Source organism: Flavobacterium jumunjinense (assembly GCF_021650975.2).
GTDB classification, from domain to species: Bacteria; Bacteroidota; Bacteroidia; order Flavobacteriales; family Flavobacteriaceae; genus Flavobacterium; species Flavobacterium jumunjinense.
This window is the reverse complement of record NZ_CP091285.1, coordinates 4,451,907-4,466,116: the sequence shown is the minus strand read 5'-3', so window position 1 is coordinate 4,466,116 and position 14,210 is coordinate 4,451,907. Positions and strand designations below refer to the sequence as shown.

The window sequence follows — 14,210 nt, the reverse complement described above, 5'->3', positions numbered from 1 at the left end:
ATGGAAGAAAAAAAGTTTGATTTTAAATCAATTATTGGATTTGTATTAATTTCTGGAGTTCTAATGTGGATGATGTATTCTAATGCACCAACACCTGAGGAAATAAAGGAAAAAGAAAAATTAGAACAAGTTCAAAAAGAAAAGAAGGAAACAGTTACCACTACTACAGATAAATTGGTAGAAACTGTTCCAGCAAACGATTCATTATCTCAAGTAAAAGCCAAAGAAGCATTAGGTTCTTTTGCCTATTCTGCAACATTACCTTCTGCTAAAGAAGAGTATACAGAAATTAAAAATGAAGGTCTTTCATTAAAAATAGCAAATAAAGGTGGTTATATTGTTGATGCAAGTATTTTAGGATTTGATCAGTTTGAAAAAGGTTCAAAAAAAACAGTTAAACTTATTAAAGACAATAACGCAAACTTAGATTTAGTTATTAATACAGCAGACAATCGTGTTCTTCATACTAAAGACATGTTTTTTGAACCTAAATATTCAAAAGAAGGTGAAAACGAAGTTCTTACGATGCGTCTGAAAGCAGGTCCAAATCAGTTTTTAGAATATCGCTATGTTTTGAAACCTGGTAAAGAGTATATGTTAGATTTTGGAATTCGTTCACAAGGTCTTGAAAATGTTATTAATACATCTAAACCTATTGATTTAGAATGGCAATTAAAAACATTTCGTAATGAGAAAAGTATTTCTTATGAAAACAGATATACTGAATTGGTTTTTGAATATGAAGGAGGAAAAGATGACTATCTAAATGCTGCTAAAGATTCAGAAGATGAAGCAAAAGATGTTTCTTATGTTGCTTTCAAACAACATTTATTTACATCGATACTTTTAACAGATACACCCTTCAAAACGGCTAAATTCAAATCAGATAATTTAGTAGATGACGAAGCAAATGATTCTGTATTTACAAAGAATTTTGTTGCAAAATTACCTTTAGAAGTTAAAGGTGGTGTTGTAAATTATAATATGAATTGGTATTATGGACCTTCTAAATATGATATTTTAAATAATTATGATAAAAATTTAGATGAGATAATGCCATTAGGTTGGGGAATTTTTGGTTGGATTAACCGTTATGTGTTTATTCCTGTTTTCGGATTCATTTCTGGAATTGGAATAGGTTACGGGATTTCAATTATTATTTTTACTATTTTAGTGCGTATTGCAATGTCTCCTGTAACATATAAATCATATGTTTCTCAGGCAAAAATGAAAGTATTACGTCCGGAAATTGCAGAATTGAATGAAAAATTCAAAGATAACGCAATGAAAAAGCAACAAGAAACAATGAAGTTGTATTCTAAAGCAGGTGTAAATCCTATGGCAGGATGTTTGCCAGCTTTAATGCAAATGCCTGTATTCTATGCTTTATTTCAGTTTTTCCCATCGATGTTCGATTTAAGACAACAAAACTTCCTTTGGGCAGATGACTTATCTTCTTACGATGCATTATTAACGTGGGAACAAAATATTCCAGTAATTTCATTCATTACAGGAAATCATATTAGTTTGTTTGCCTTGTTAGCTGCGATTGCTATATTTTTCTATATGAAAATGACAACGGGTGATCAACAAATGAGTGCACCAACACAAGAAGGTATGCCAGATATGGGGAAAATCATGAAAATCATGATTTATATCTCTCCTTTAATGATGTTGTTTTTCTTTAATAACTATGCTTCTGGTTTATCGTTATATTATTTTGTTTCTAATTTAATTACAATCGGAATTATGTTAGTAATTAAAAACTATATCGTGAAAGAGGATAAAATTCTTGCTAAAATTCAAGAAAATAAATCTAAACCCAAAACGGAAAGTAAGTTCCAAAGAAAAATGAGGGAAATGATGGAGCAAGCTGAAGCGCAAAAAAAAGCGAATAAAAAATAATTTTTAAAAACCCTGCAATTTGCAGGGTTTTTTGTTTAATAGATTATTATATGAGAATACTTATTATTGGTTACGGGAATATGGGGCAAACTTATGCGAATAGTTTCGTGAGTTCTGGTTTTGTGTCTTCTTCGGATATATTAATTTTAAATAGAAGTGAAGTAGATAAAAAGAATAGATATTCTATACAAAAGTCAAACTTTAATACAAAGCCTTCTATTGAAATTTTTGATGTAGATATCATAATATTGGCAGTAAAGCCTCAAGATTTTGAAACACTATCAAATAATATTAAAGCGTTCATTAGAAAAGAGCATATTGTTTTATCTGTGATGGCAGGTGTTACTATTACTTCATTGATAAAGAATTTAAACTGTACAAAAGTTGTTCGATCAATGCCAAATATTCCTACTCAAATCGGTTTAGGAATGACAGTTTTTTGTGCTTCTTCCGATATTGATAGAAAAGAACTATTCATTGTTCAGAATCTAATAAATACAACAGGTAAATCAATTTACATAGATAAAGAAGAAATGTTGAATGCTGCAACGGCTGTTTCTGGTAGCGGACCAGCTTATGTGTTCTATTTTATGAATGCAATGATAGAATCTGCAATTCAATTAGGTTTTTCAAAGTCAGAAGCAGAGTTTCTCGTTAGTCAAACTTTTATAGGAGCTGTCCAATTACAAAATCGTAGTACTCTTAGTCATCAAGAGTGGATAAATAAGGTAGCTTCTAAAGGAGGAACAACAGAATCTGCTTTACAAGTTTTTAATGCGAATCATGTTAATGATGATATTAAAAAAGGAGTAGAAGCCGCCAATAATAGGGCAATTGAATTAGGAAATAAGAAATAAAAAAAAAGAGCTCAATTTGATAATTGAGCTCTTTTTTCTTTAAATAATAGTATTATAGTACTGGTTGTAATACTTTGTCAACGGCATGGATAACACCATTCTCGCATTGAACATCAACAGTAATTATTCCTGCTTGTGAAGACGATGTGTCAGTGATTTTTGGAGAACTTGGCGCGCTCAAATCAATAGTAATATCTTGAGCAGGATCTGTAATCATTGATACAACTTGTCCATTTGTTAAAGTTGTGGATAATACATTTCCAGCAGCTGTAACATGATATTGTAATACTTTAGACACTTGTGCTGGTGTTGCTCCAACAGCAAAACCACTTCCTGTTGTAGCTGCGGTAAAAGCATCGTTTGTTGGTGCAAAGACAGTCAATGGTGCTGTATTGGTTGTTAACGCTGTCGCGACTGCACTTTGATCTCCAAAACCATTTCCATTGCTATCAGTACTTGTAACAACAGTTACTAAAGTAGAAAAGTTTGGGTTAGCTTTTGCATGATCAATTATGGTAGCAAGACCTATTACCTTATCAACTTGGTGAATAATTCCGTTTGTTGCTGCGATATTTGCAGCTGTAACGGTAGCAATACCATTAATTTTTACACCAGTTGTTAAATCTAAATCTATAAATAGACTTAAATTATTAGTAGATGAAGCAGATCCTTTAGCTAAAGAGCTTACGTATCCAGTTGCTAAATCAGTAGAAGCAAATTTGCCATTCACAACGTGATTAAGTAATATTTTTTCTAAGGTAGGAACAGGTACATCGTCTAATGATGCAAATCCATTATCAGTTAAAAAGGTATCAAAAGCATCGTTTGTTGGTGCAAAAACAGTAAAAGGACCATTTTGGTCTAATGTTTGTACTAAACCAGCTTTGTCTAGTGCAGCTACTAATGTAGTAAATTGAGGTGCTCTCGATGCGACTCCAGCAATACTATTATTGACAGGTTCAACGTTATCATCATCAGAACATGAAAACATCGTTACAAATGTAGTAGCGATTAAAGTTAATTTGATTAATTTTGCAAAGTTTTTCATAGCAATTTTATTTTATTGTTTAAGCAAATCTATAAAAACACTAAACAAAACAAAAGTTTATTTTCGAAAAAATAATTTTAAAGTGTAAAGTTTAACGTTGTGTTAGATTCTGTTTAATATATTGTTTATTTGAGGGTTAAAATAACTAAAAAAGCATATACAAATGTTAATAAAAAAAATATTTTCTAGTTTTTTACTTTTAATATGTTGTCTAGCATATTCGCAAAGTGATAGTAATAAGTTTGACGATAAAGGAAAACGTCATGGAGTTTGGAAGGGTAATCATGAAAAGTCGAAACGACCAAGGTATGAAGGAACTTTTAATCATGGTAAGGAAACAGGTGTTTTTAACTATTTTGATGATACAAAAGCAGGTACAATTATAGCAACAAGAGATTTTACTAAAGGCGATGGTTCTTGTTATGTTGTTTTTTATGATCAGAAAAAAAATAAAGTAAGTGAAGGAAGACTTGTAAATAAACTTTCTGAAGGGGAATGGAAATACTATCATTTTGAAAGTAATCAAGTAATGACATTGGAAAACTATAAAGCAGGTAAGCTTAATGGTGTGAAAAAGGTATATTATAAAAGCGGATCACTTGCAGAAGAATCTAATTATGTGAATGGAGAGTTAGATGGTGTTTATAAGAAAATTGCTGAAAATGAAACTGTTTTAGAAGAATTGAATTATAAAAAAGGGCAGTTGCATGGTGATGCTATTTATTATAATGGAAAAGGAATAGTTAGTTTAAAAGGCCAATATAAGAACAATAGAAAATGGGGATATTGGGATACCTACGAAAACGGTAAAGTAGTTAAGACTGAGAAAATATCTAAAGAAACTCGTAAGACTTTTAAGGTTGAAAAAACGAGTGATGGTAAATTAAAACCAACCGATTTGAAAGAAAAAAACACAAGTGACAAAAAATAATATTTTATAAAATGAAAAGAGTAGTTGTAGGGCTTTCTGGAGGAGTAGACTCTAGTGTTGCGGCCTATTTATTACAAGAGCAAGGTTATGAAGTTATCGGTCTTTTTATGAAAAATTGGCATGATGACTCTGTTACAATATCAAATGAATGTCCTTGGCTAGAAGATAGTAATGATGCGCTTTTAGTTGCTGAAAAACTAGGAATTCCATTTCAAACAGTCGATCTTTCAGAAGAATATAAAGAAAAAATTGTGGATTATATGTTCAATGAATATGAACAAGGAAGAACGCCAAATCCAGATGTTTTGTGTAACCGAGAAATTAAATTCGATGTCTTTATGAAGATTGCATTGTCACTTGGTGCAGATTATGTTGCTACAGGTCATTATTGCAGAAAAGGGACAATTGAAAATGAAAAAGGAGAAACATATCAATTACTTGCTGGAAAAGACGGGAATAAAGATCAATCTTACTTTTTGTGTCAACTATCACAAGAGCAATTATCAAAAGCATTGTTTCCTATTGGAGAATTAACAAAACCAGAAGTAAGAGAAATTGCAGCTAAGTTAGATTTAATTACTGCGGATAAAAAAGATTCTCAAGGACTGTGTTTTATTGGTAAAGTACGTTTACCAGATTTCTTACAACAAAAATTACAACCAAAAGAAGGGATAATTATAGAAGTTGCATCTGAAGCAGATGTTTTTAATACTATAGAAACAGAATTCCCAAGTCAAGAAGCTGCATTTGCTTATCAATCTAGAAAAAGAGATTACTCAGGTCAACTAAGTAAAGTAGTAGGAAAGCATCAAGGTGCACATTACTTCACTAAAGGACAAAGAAAAGGACTAAATGTTGGCGGAACAAAAGAAGCTCTATTTGTTATTGAAACAGATGTTGAGAAGAATATAATTTATACGGGGCAAGGAAGTAATCACCCTGGATTATTAAAAAAAGCATTATATATTAAAAATGATGAAGTGCATTGGGTTCGTGAAGATTTAGCATTACAGGCAAAACAAACAATGGATGTAATGGCAAGAATTCGTTATCGTCAAGAACTTCAAGAAGCAACGTTGCATCAATTTGAAGATGGAATGTATGTAGTTTTTAAAGAACCACAATCAGCAATTACAGAAGGCCAATTTGTTGCTTGGCACAAAGAAGACGAAGTATTGGGTAGTGGTGTAATTTCTTAAATTTTTATATGAATATAGTATTTATTATTAGTGGACTAATTCTTTTAGTTGTAGGTGGAAATTGGTTGTTGAAATCTTCTGTAGGGCTTTCACTTCGTCTAAATATTTCTAAAATTATTGTTGGTTTAACTGTGGTTTCTTTTGCAACTTCTGCACCAGAAATGATTGTAAGTATTAAAGCAGCTTTAGACGGATTTCCTGATATTGCTTTAGGAAATGTTATTGGTTCAAATGTTGGAAATGTCGGTTTAGTATTAGGAGTTATCCTTTTAATAAACAGTATTAAGATAGATAATAGTTTTTATGTTACCGATTGGCCTACAAAAATGATTGCTTCAACTTTATTATTCGTTTTTCTAATTATAGATGGTGGATTAACACGAATTGACGGTGTTATCTTTATTGCGGTTTTAATTGTGTTTTTAATTATTCTAATACGAAATAATAAGAAAGTACAAGTAGATTTAGATATACCTGTTGAGGAAAATATGTCCTATTTGAAAATTGGATTGTTTTTATTAATTGGTGGTTTGTCCTTATGGGGAGGTTCTGAACTTTTGGTTGAAGGTGCAGTAAATTTAGCTGAAAAGATGGGCGTAAGTAAACGTGTAATTGCAGTTACTGTTGTCTCTATTGGAACTAGTATTCCAGAGTTAGCTTCATCAATTATTGCAGCAATTAAAAAAGAAAATGATATATCAATTGGAAATATAATTGGATCTAATATTTTCAATATTCTTAGTGTTCTAGGAGTAACAGCAATTATTAAACCAATTGAAAAGGTAGATGTTAGGATAATTAGTCAAGATATATATTGGATGCTTGCTTTTGCTTTCATATTATTACCCTTAGTACTTCTTCCAAAGCGTGGAAGTCTTAATTTTAAATCGGGAATATTGTTGCTTGTCGCATATGGAGTGTTTCTGTATTTTACTGTTATATAGTTTTATAATGGACAGATTTTCATATATTTGGATATAAAACATCAAATAAAGAATATGAAAACACAACTAACTTTTCTTTGTCTATTATTTTCATTTATAACTAATGCACAAGAAGATGCTTGGGTTTATTTTACTGATAAACCTGATGCTACTTATTATATGAATAATCCTCTAGAAATGTTAACGCAAAGAGCATTAGATAGAAGAACAACACAGAATATAAATTTAGATAACCTAGATATTCCAATTGCAAGTTCTTATATGAATCAAATTAAGAATGCAACAGGAATAACAGTAATGGCAAAGTCAAAATGGTTAAATGCATTGCATATTAGAGGTTCGCAAGCCAATATTCAAGCACTAACTTCATTAGGTTTTGTAGATCGTGTTTTGTTTGCTAATCATTCACTTAATCCAATATCAAAATTTTTCAACAGGAATTATACTAATAAAGATGAAGGAGAGAATGAAACATTAGCAAATTATAATTATGGAAATTCGAGCAATCAAATCCAAATGTTAAACGGGCATTTATTGCATCAACAAGATTTCACAGGACAAGGAAAAGTTATAGCTGTTTTTGATGCTGGTTTTCCAGGTGTAAATACTGCTGCTCCTTTTCAGCGATTATTTGATAATGATTTAATTTTAGGAGGATATAATTTTCCAGATAGAAATACAGATATTTATACTCGAAATTCCCATGGAACGAATGTACTTTCTACAATGGGAGGTTATGTTGATGGTCAGTTAGTTGGAACGGCTCCAGATGCTGAATATTATTTGTTTATTACAGAAGATGTCGCAGGAGAAAATCCAGTTGAAGAATCGTATTGGGTAGAAGCTTTAGAAATGGCAGATAGTTTAGGGGTTGATGTAGTAAATTCTTCTTTAGGCTATGCGGATTATGACAATACGAGTTATAGTTATGCCTATTCACAACGTAATGGTCAAGTAGGTTTTGCCTCAAGAGGAGCTTCTTTGGCAGTTTCTAAGGGAATTGTTTGTGTAATTAGCGCTGGTAATGATGGTAATAAAACAGAGAAACATATAAGTATTCCTGCAGACGCGGATAATATATTGACAATTGGTGCAGTGACAAGTACAGAAGCTTATGCTTCTTTTAGTTCCATAGGGCCATCTTTTGATGGTAGAGTAAAACCCGATGTCTGTGCAAGAGGACAAGCTGCCACGGTGAGTAGTACAACTGGAAATATAACTACTTCTAATGGAACTTCGTTTTCTAGTCCAATTTTGGCAGGAATGGTGGCTACTTTTTGGTCGGCTGTACCAAATTTAACAGCGGCAGAAGTGATTCAGTTTGTTAGGGAATCTGCAGATCAATTTGCGACTCCAGATAACTTTAAAGGCTATGGCGTTCCCGATTTTCAATTGGCACTAAACAACGCGCTTTCAACTACTAGTTTTGAGTTAGAAATAGTTAAAATTTATCCAAATCCAGTTAATAAAAAGCTTACTATAGAAAGTTCTAATAACGCTGAGGGAAAATTTACATTGTATAATAATTTGGGAATGAAAGTTTTAGAAATAAATATTACATCGATATCTCAAAGTGTACAACTAGATAATCTATCTTCGGGTATCTATCTTTATGATTTTTCTTCGAATAATAGTACCTTGCAAGGGAAATTAATCAAACAATAAATGAATAAAATAACCCAACTTTTTAATATAAAATATCCTATAATTCAGGGTGGTATGATTTGGAACAGTGGCTATAAATTAGCAAGCGCTGTTAGTAATGCTGGAGGACTTGGATTAATTGGAGCAGGATCAATGTATCCTGAAGTGCTTAGAGAACATATACAAAAATGTAAAAAAGCAACAGACAAACCTTTCGGAATCAATGTGCCAATGTTATATCCAAACATTGAGGAAATCATGAAGATCATTGTTGATGAAGGAGTTAAAATAGTATTCACTTCTGCTGGAAATCCGAAAACATGGACTTCTTTTTTGAAGGAAAATGGAATAACGGTTGTGCATGTTGTTAGTAGTTCTAAATTCGCATTAAAAGCACAAGAAGCGGGTGTAGATGCTGTTGTAGCAGAAGGTTTTGAAGCAGGAGGACACAACGGAAGAGAAGAAACAACAACTTTAACCTTAATACCAATGGTTAGAGAGAATATAACCATTCCATTAATTGCAGCTGGAGGAATTGCAACAGGAAGAGGAATGTTAGCTGCAATGACGCTTGGTGCAGATGGTGTACAAATGGGAAGTAGGTTTGCAGCATCGACAGAATCAAGTTCTCATGATGATTTTAAGAAAACAATTGTAGAAACCAGAGAAGGAGATACTGTTCTAACCTTGAAAGAACTAGCACCTGTTCGATTAATTAAAAACAAATTTTTTAATGAAGTTAAGGAATTATATGCTACTTGTCCAACTCCAGAAGAACTGAAAACATTATTAGGAAGGGCAAGGGCAAAACGAGGAATGTTTGAAGGAGATCTAGAAGATGGAGAGTTGGAAATTGGTCAAATTGCAGGTTTAATTCATGATGTTTTGCCTGTTGAAACTATTGTTCATAATGTTATGAGTGAATTCCAAGTTGCCAAAGAAGAAATAAATAAATTTGACTTTTAAATTAAAGTAATGAAAATTTTAAAATACTTAGTTATTGTGTTTTTGTTGACAGCAAGTTTTGTTAGTGCTCAACAATTTAATTTCAAATCGACAGCATTATCAATTTTACAAAAAAACAGAAATGGTGAGTGGGGAAAATGGTCAAATCCAAAACCAACTACTGTCTTTGCAAAATTAGATTATGATAATGATAAAATTATAATTTATTCAACAGAAATTCAACACTATAAAATAATTGAATACCTTCCAAAAGAAGTTTCAAATGTAGATGAGATTAATTCCTACTTATGTAAAAACATTGATGGAATTGCAGTGAAGATATCATTCATTGTTCGAACCGATTCTGGATATAAAACGCAATTGTACGTTTATAATGAAGATTTTGTTTTTTGTTATGACATTGTTGAAGTAACAAAATAATTTTTTTTTAAACATGAATTTTTCATGTAAAACCTTATAATATTTTACCTCTTTACCCCATGAGAAAATTTTTAGTATTTCTAGCATTAATTAGCCTAATAGAAACACAAACACAAGCACAAGACAAACCAAAGTTGGTTGTAGGAATAGTTGTAGATCAAATGAAAATGGAATATTTATACCGTTTTTCAGATGATTATTCAGATAATGGATTCAAGCGTTTAATGAATAAAGGATATACGTTTCATAATACGCATTACAATTATATGCCAACATATACAGGACCAGGTCATGCAGCTATTTACACAGGAACAACACCAAGTGTAAACGGAATTGTTGGGAATAATTGGTTCAATAAAGCAACAGGAAAAGACATGTACTGTACCGATGATGCTACTGTTGGAACTTTAGGAAACGGAACGGATTATGAAGGTAAAATGTCGCCTAAAAATCTATTAAGTACTACAATTACTGATGAATTGAAGCTAGCAACTAACTTTAAAGGTAAAGTTATAGGAATTAGTTTGAAAGATAGAGGAGCAATACTTCCAGCAGGACATTTTGCAGATTGGGCTTTTTGGTATAGTAAAACAGGTTCGTTTATTTCTAGTAATTACTACGGAGATGCATTGCCAGATTGGGTAACTACTTTTAATAATGAAAAGCATTATGAAAAATACCTAAACACACAATGGGATCTATTAAAGCCAAAAGAAGTATATAACGAAAGCTTGAATGATAACAATCCTTATGAAGGTAAAATGTTTAAAAAGACACCTTTCTTTCCTTATAACATGAAAGAGATGTATGAAAACAACGATGCAGGTGTTTTGCGTTCAACTCCATTTGGGAATAATTTAATTGTCGATTTTGCAAAGAGAACAATTGAAAAAGAAGCTTTAGGTAAAGATGAAGTTACAGATTTTTTAACGGTTAGTTTTTCTTCTACGGATTATATCGGACATTTATTAGGACCTAGATCAATTGAATTACAGGATGCTTATTTGCGTTTAGATCAAACTATTGCTGAGTTTTTAACGTACTTAGATAAAACTGTAGGAAAGGATAATTATTTAATTTTCTTAACAGCAGATCATGCAGGCGCAGAGAATGTTACTTATTTAAAAGATAATAAATATGATGTTGATAATATTAACTCAAAAAAAGTAATAAACGATTTAGAAACATTTTCAAAAGAGAAATACGGTGAAAATGTAGTGTTAGAATATTCAAATTCTAATGTGTTTTTTAATAAGGAAATTATTTCAGCGAGTAATTTAGATATCGAAGAAGTAAAGCAATCATTTAAAGAATTCTTCTACAAGCAAAAATTTGTAAGAAGGGTATATACAGATAATGAAATCCTTGCAGCTTCTGGAAGTGATATGTATTTGAAATTTATTGCTAATGGTTATGATCCTATTCAGAATGGTGAATTAGTGGTTTTAGAAAAACCAGGATATTTAGAATACGGAAGTACTGGAACTACCCACGGTTCTCCATATACTTATGATACGCATGTGCCTTTGATTTTTTATGGATGGAAAATTACTCCAGGAAAATCGTATAATAAAAAAGCAATTACACAAATTGCACCAACTTTAGCTTTAAAACTTAAAATTACACTTCCAAACGGAACAGAAGCAGAAGTTTTAGAAGAAATTTTAGACTAAAATGGAATTTGTAACCTATAGAAAATATCCAAATCAGCAATCAGCAGCTTATGTAGCAAATCTTTTGAAGAAGAATGATATTGCTAACGAGTTTATTGAAAATAAATCGACATTAGATTCTAGTTTTAGTAGTGTTTTGTTGAATGAATTTGAAGTAAAAATTGCACAAGAAGATTTCATTAAAGCAGATGAAATTATTTTATTAGATACTGAAGAATATCTGAAAAAATTGCCACAAGATTATTATTTATTTTCGTTTTCAAATGAGGAATTAAAAGAAATAATTGAAAAGAAAGATGAATGGAATGATTTAGATTATGCATTAGCTATCAATCTTCTGAAAAACAGAGGTATTGAAATAACAAAAGAAGAAATACTAGAAGCAAAAAACAAAAGGGTAGAAGAGTTACGAAAACCTGATAGAAGTTCGTCTAAATGGATTGATATGGGCTATGTTTTTGCTATTTTTGGTGGTTTTTTTGGTTTTGTAATAGGTTATTTATTATTGACTCAGAAAAAAAACACTTCCGAACGGTGAACGTATTTTTGCATATAGTTTAGAAGACAGGAAGCATGGGAAGAGAATACTCTATGTAGGAACATTTTTTTTTATGTTTTATGTTTTTTATTATTTCGTGGTATAGATGAAACTAAAAGTAATTAGAATTTTCGCACTAGTTTTCTTGATTTTTGCAAGTGTAAATATTGAGTCGTCCTAAAATAAGTTGACGAGTTTTACAATAAATTAATTAAAACCAGTGAAGTTAACTTCACTGGTTTTTTCATATACAAAGTTAGGTGTTTTCATATTTAAACTCAAATGAGGTCTTTTACTATTATAGCATTCCACAGACTCTCTAACTAAAAGGTTAAGTTCATCACCTGATTTACATTTGTATATGAGGAATTCTTGTTTTAGAATACCATTTATTCTTTCCGCTAGAGCATTTTGATAACAATCATAGCCATCGGTCATAGAAGCAATAATATTATTTTTGGTTAATTCATTTTGATAAATTTTAGAACAATATTGTAAACCTCTGTCTGAGTGATGTATTAATTGAAGGTTTGTTTTTCTGTTTTTTACTGCCATTCTTAAGGCCTTAACCACACTTTCTGCACTCATGTCATCACTCAAATGATAACCAACTATTTTTCTGCTAAAAACATCTGTAACTAATGATAGATAATGAGTTCTTTTATTAGATTTTATATAAGTTATGTCACTAACAAAAACCTGTTCTATTCTGTTGATATCGATATCTTTAAATAAATTGGGGTACTTACGTAACCAGTGTTTAGAAAAGGTGGTTTTTGTGTAATTTTTCATTGGTTTAACTAGCATTTTTTCTCTTTTCAAATAAGCAAAAAATGCATCTCTCCCGATTTTAATTCTATTTTCAACAAAAGATTGTTCTAGTAAAAAATAAAGTTTTCTTGTGCCTAATCGAGGCATAATTCTTCTTTGTTTTTCAACGAGTTGCTTTACTATTAATAATTCTTTCTCTCGTTCTAAACAACGTGCTTCCTGCTGATAAATAGCTTGTCGGCTTACCCCAAACAATCTACAAGTTCTGGACATACTTATGCCTTCTTCTTGTTGGATGCGTCGGATGGTTTGGGTGAAAACTTTTTTCTAATTTGAGTACCGTATTGACTATCTGAGATATCAATCATGGTGTTTAGCACTGTGTTTTTAAGCTTCTCATCAGCTAATTCTTTCTCTAATCTTTTAATGCTTTGGGCTGGAGTTTCTTTAGATTTGACCATAAACAAAAGCTTGGGGTTACTCCAATCTAAATTACCAAATTTTCTTAACCAAACCAAAACTGTACTTCTACCTTGAATTCCATACTTCTTTTGAGCTTGCTTATAGGTAAGTTCGCCTTTTTCTACTTGAGAAATAACAGCTAATTTAAAGCCCAGATTATAATCGCGTTGACTACGCTTTGCTGGCCTGTTTTCTGATTTATTCATAATAAGTCGATTTTATGTCAACTTATTTCAGGACGGGACATATTGCAATCATGTTTTTTTTAGGTCTTGGAGCTTTTTCAGATACTTTTAAAAGAAGTAGTTATAATTTTTCTAGAGAACCAGTTGAAAATGATACAATGTATTTGCACGAGCAAAGAATGGATAAATATTCTTGGCAATTAGACAGTTTAATAGAAGTAAATCCTCTACAAGCTGAATTATTTTCAGATAAACTAAGCAAAAAATATAAAAAAGAAACTTTTTTTATAGAATATAAAGCTTTAGCAGTATTCAAACAGGCTAAGTTTGAAGAAGCACTGCAACTTTATAAGGAAATAGAAAACCCTTATTCAGAATTTGTTGGAACAAAAAGGAATGATAATCGTAATATAGCATTATGTTTTAAAAACTTGAAACAATATGATTCTGCGGTACATTATTTTAAAATTTCTTCTATTGATGATAATCTATATAATTTAGCAGATTGTTTTATCTTAATGAAGCAAAAAGATAGTGCTTTGTTCTATTTTAGAAAGAAACTTGAAGGAATTAAAAAAAGCAATAATAAAATCTATCAAATTAAAGAAATGGATTTTTTAAGATATAAAATAGATTCTTTAAAAAAAGCTTCTCGTTAGAGAAGCTT

Annotated in this window: 13 protein-coding genes; 11 read left to right on the top strand and 2 right to left on the bottom strand. The window is 31.1% G+C overall.

Features of this window, described 5'->3' with window-relative positions:
* Positions 1-1,905 (top strand): membrane protein insertase YidC, encoded by a 1,905-nt coding sequence (gene yidC, locus L2Z92_RS20305; protein ID WP_236456576.1) that lies wholly within the window; start codon positions 1-3, stop codon positions 1,903-1,905.
* Between the two features lie 50 nt (positions 1,906-1,955).
* The gene (proC, locus tag L2Z92_RS20300; RefSeq protein ID WP_236456575.1) at positions 1,956-2,762 is read left to right on the top strand and encodes a pyrroline-5-carboxylate reductase; all 807 of its coding nucleotides are present in this window, start codon (positions 1,956-1,958) and stop codon (positions 2,760-2,762) included.
* Between the two features lie 52 nt (positions 2,763-2,814).
* On the opposite strand, the gene L2Z92_RS20295 is transcribed toward proC, so the two are convergent.
* On the bottom strand, positions 2,815-3,810 hold the full coding sequence (locus L2Z92_RS20295) for a fasciclin domain-containing protein (RefSeq protein WP_236456574.1): 996 nt from the start codon (positions 3,808-3,810) through the stop codon (positions 2,815-2,817).
* Positions 3,811-3,973: 163 nt separating this feature from the next.
* Between L2Z92_RS20295 and L2Z92_RS20290 the strand changes: the two genes are divergently transcribed.
* The 8 genes from L2Z92_RS20290 to L2Z92_RS20255 are packed head-to-tail and all read left to right on the top strand — an operon-like array spanning position 3,974 to position 12,125.
* Positions 3,974-4,741 carry a toxin-antitoxin system YwqK family antitoxin gene (locus tag L2Z92_RS20290; protein ID WP_236456573.1) on the top strand — a complete coding sequence of 256 codons (768 nt, stop codon included), beginning with the start codon at positions 3,974-3,976 and terminating at the stop codon, positions 4,739-4,741.
* Between the two features lie 11 nt (positions 4,742-4,752).
* A complete protein-coding gene (gene mnmA / locus L2Z92_RS20285) occupies positions 4,753-5,940 on the top strand; it encodes a tRNA 2-thiouridine(34) synthase MnmA (protein WP_236456572.1) in 1,188 nt (395 codons plus the stop codon).
* A gap of 8 nt (positions 5,941-5,948) precedes the next feature.
* The gene (locus tag L2Z92_RS20280) at positions 5,949-6,884 is read left to right on the top strand and encodes a calcium/sodium antiporter (RefSeq protein WP_236456571.1); all 936 of its coding nucleotides are present in this window, start codon (positions 5,949-5,951) and stop codon (positions 6,882-6,884) included.
* A 54-nt stretch (positions 6,885-6,938) separates the two neighbouring features.
* Entirely contained in the window at positions 6,939-8,549 is a 1,611-nt protein-coding gene (locus L2Z92_RS20275; protein ID WP_236456570.1) for a S8 family serine peptidase, read from the top strand.
* Positions 8,550-9,494 (top strand): NAD(P)H-dependent flavin oxidoreductase, encoded by a 945-nt coding sequence (locus L2Z92_RS20270; RefSeq protein ID WP_236456569.1) that lies wholly within the window; start codon positions 8,550-8,552, stop codon positions 9,492-9,494.
* A 9-nt stretch (positions 9,495-9,503) separates the two neighbouring features.
* Positions 9,504-9,914 (top strand): hypothetical protein, encoded by a 411-nt coding sequence (locus tag L2Z92_RS20265; protein WP_236456568.1) that lies wholly within the window; start codon positions 9,504-9,506, stop codon positions 9,912-9,914.
* A gap of 59 nt (positions 9,915-9,973) precedes the next feature.
* On the top strand, positions 9,974-11,587 hold the full coding sequence (gene pafA / locus L2Z92_RS20260; protein ID WP_236456567.1) for an alkaline phosphatase PafA: 1,614 nt from the start codon (positions 9,974-9,976) through the stop codon (positions 11,585-11,587).
* A 1-nt stretch (position 11,588) separates the two neighbouring features.
* Positions 11,589-12,125, top strand: coding sequence for a hypothetical protein (locus L2Z92_RS20255; RefSeq protein WP_236456566.1), 537 nt, complete (start codon positions 11,589-11,591; stop codon positions 12,123-12,125).
* Positions 12,126-12,332: 207 nt separating this feature from the next.
* Here the strand turns inward: L2Z92_RS20255 and L2Z92_RS20250 are convergent.
* Positions 12,333-13,564, bottom strand: a protein-coding gene (locus L2Z92_RS20250; protein ID WP_236454916.1) for an IS3 family transposase whose coding sequence is annotated in 2 segments (ribosomal slippage) — positions 12,333-13,204 and positions 13,204-13,564 — 1,233 coding nt in all. Because the reading frame shifts where the segments join, the coding sequence is not laid out codon by codon here.
* Positions 13,565-13,578: 14 nt separating this feature from the next.
* On the opposite strand from L2Z92_RS20250, the gene L2Z92_RS20245 reads away from it, so the two are divergent.
* Entirely contained in the window at positions 13,579-14,202 is a 624-nt protein-coding gene (locus L2Z92_RS20245; RefSeq protein ID WP_236456565.1) for a tetratricopeptide repeat protein, read from the top strand.
* The last annotated feature ends 8 nt before the right edge of the window (positions 14,203-14,210 follow it).

Excerpts from the sequence above, each read along its gene's own strand:
- L2Z92_RS20275 (WP_236456570.1), top strand. The coding sequence starts at position 6,939 with ATGAAAACACAACTAACTTTTCTTTGTCTATTATTTTCATTTATAACT.
- pafA (WP_236456567.1), top strand. The coding sequence starts at position 9,974 with ATGAGAAAATTTTTAGTATTTCTAGCATTAATTAGCCTAATAGAAACA.
- L2Z92_RS20280 (WP_236456571.1), top strand. The coding sequence starts at position 5,949 with ATGAATATAGTATTTATTATTAGTGGACTAATTCTTTTAGTTGTAGGT.
- L2Z92_RS20290 (WP_236456573.1), top strand. The coding sequence starts at position 3,974 with ATGTTAATAAAAAAAATATTTTCTAGTTTTTTACTTTTAATATGTTGT.
- L2Z92_RS20255 (WP_236456566.1), top strand. The coding sequence starts at position 11,589 with ATGGAATTTGTAACCTATAGAAAATATCCAAATCAGCAATCAGCAGCT.
- L2Z92_RS20295 (WP_236456574.1), bottom strand. The coding sequence starts at position 3,810 with ATGAAAAACTTTGCAAAATTAATCAAATTAACTTTAATCGCTACTACA.
- L2Z92_RS20270 (WP_236456569.1), top strand. The coding sequence starts at position 8,550 with ATGAATAAAATAACCCAACTTTTTAATATAAAATATCCTATAATTCAG.
- yidC (WP_236456576.1), top strand. The coding sequence starts at position 1 with ATGGAAGAAAAAAAGTTTGATTTTAAATCAATTATTGGATTTGTATTA.
- proC (WP_236456575.1), top strand. The coding sequence starts at position 1,956 with ATGAGAATACTTATTATTGGTTACGGGAATATGGGGCAAACTTATGCG.
- L2Z92_RS20245 (WP_236456565.1), top strand. The coding sequence starts at position 13,579 with ATGTCAACTTATTTCAGGACGGGACATATTGCAATCATGTTTTTTTTA.
- L2Z92_RS20265 (WP_236456568.1), top strand. The coding sequence starts at position 9,504 with ATGAAAATTTTAAAATACTTAGTTATTGTGTTTTTGTTGACAGCAAGT.
- mnmA (WP_236456572.1), top strand. The coding sequence starts at position 4,753 with ATGAAAAGAGTAGTTGTAGGGCTTTCTGGAGGAGTAGACTCTAGTGTT.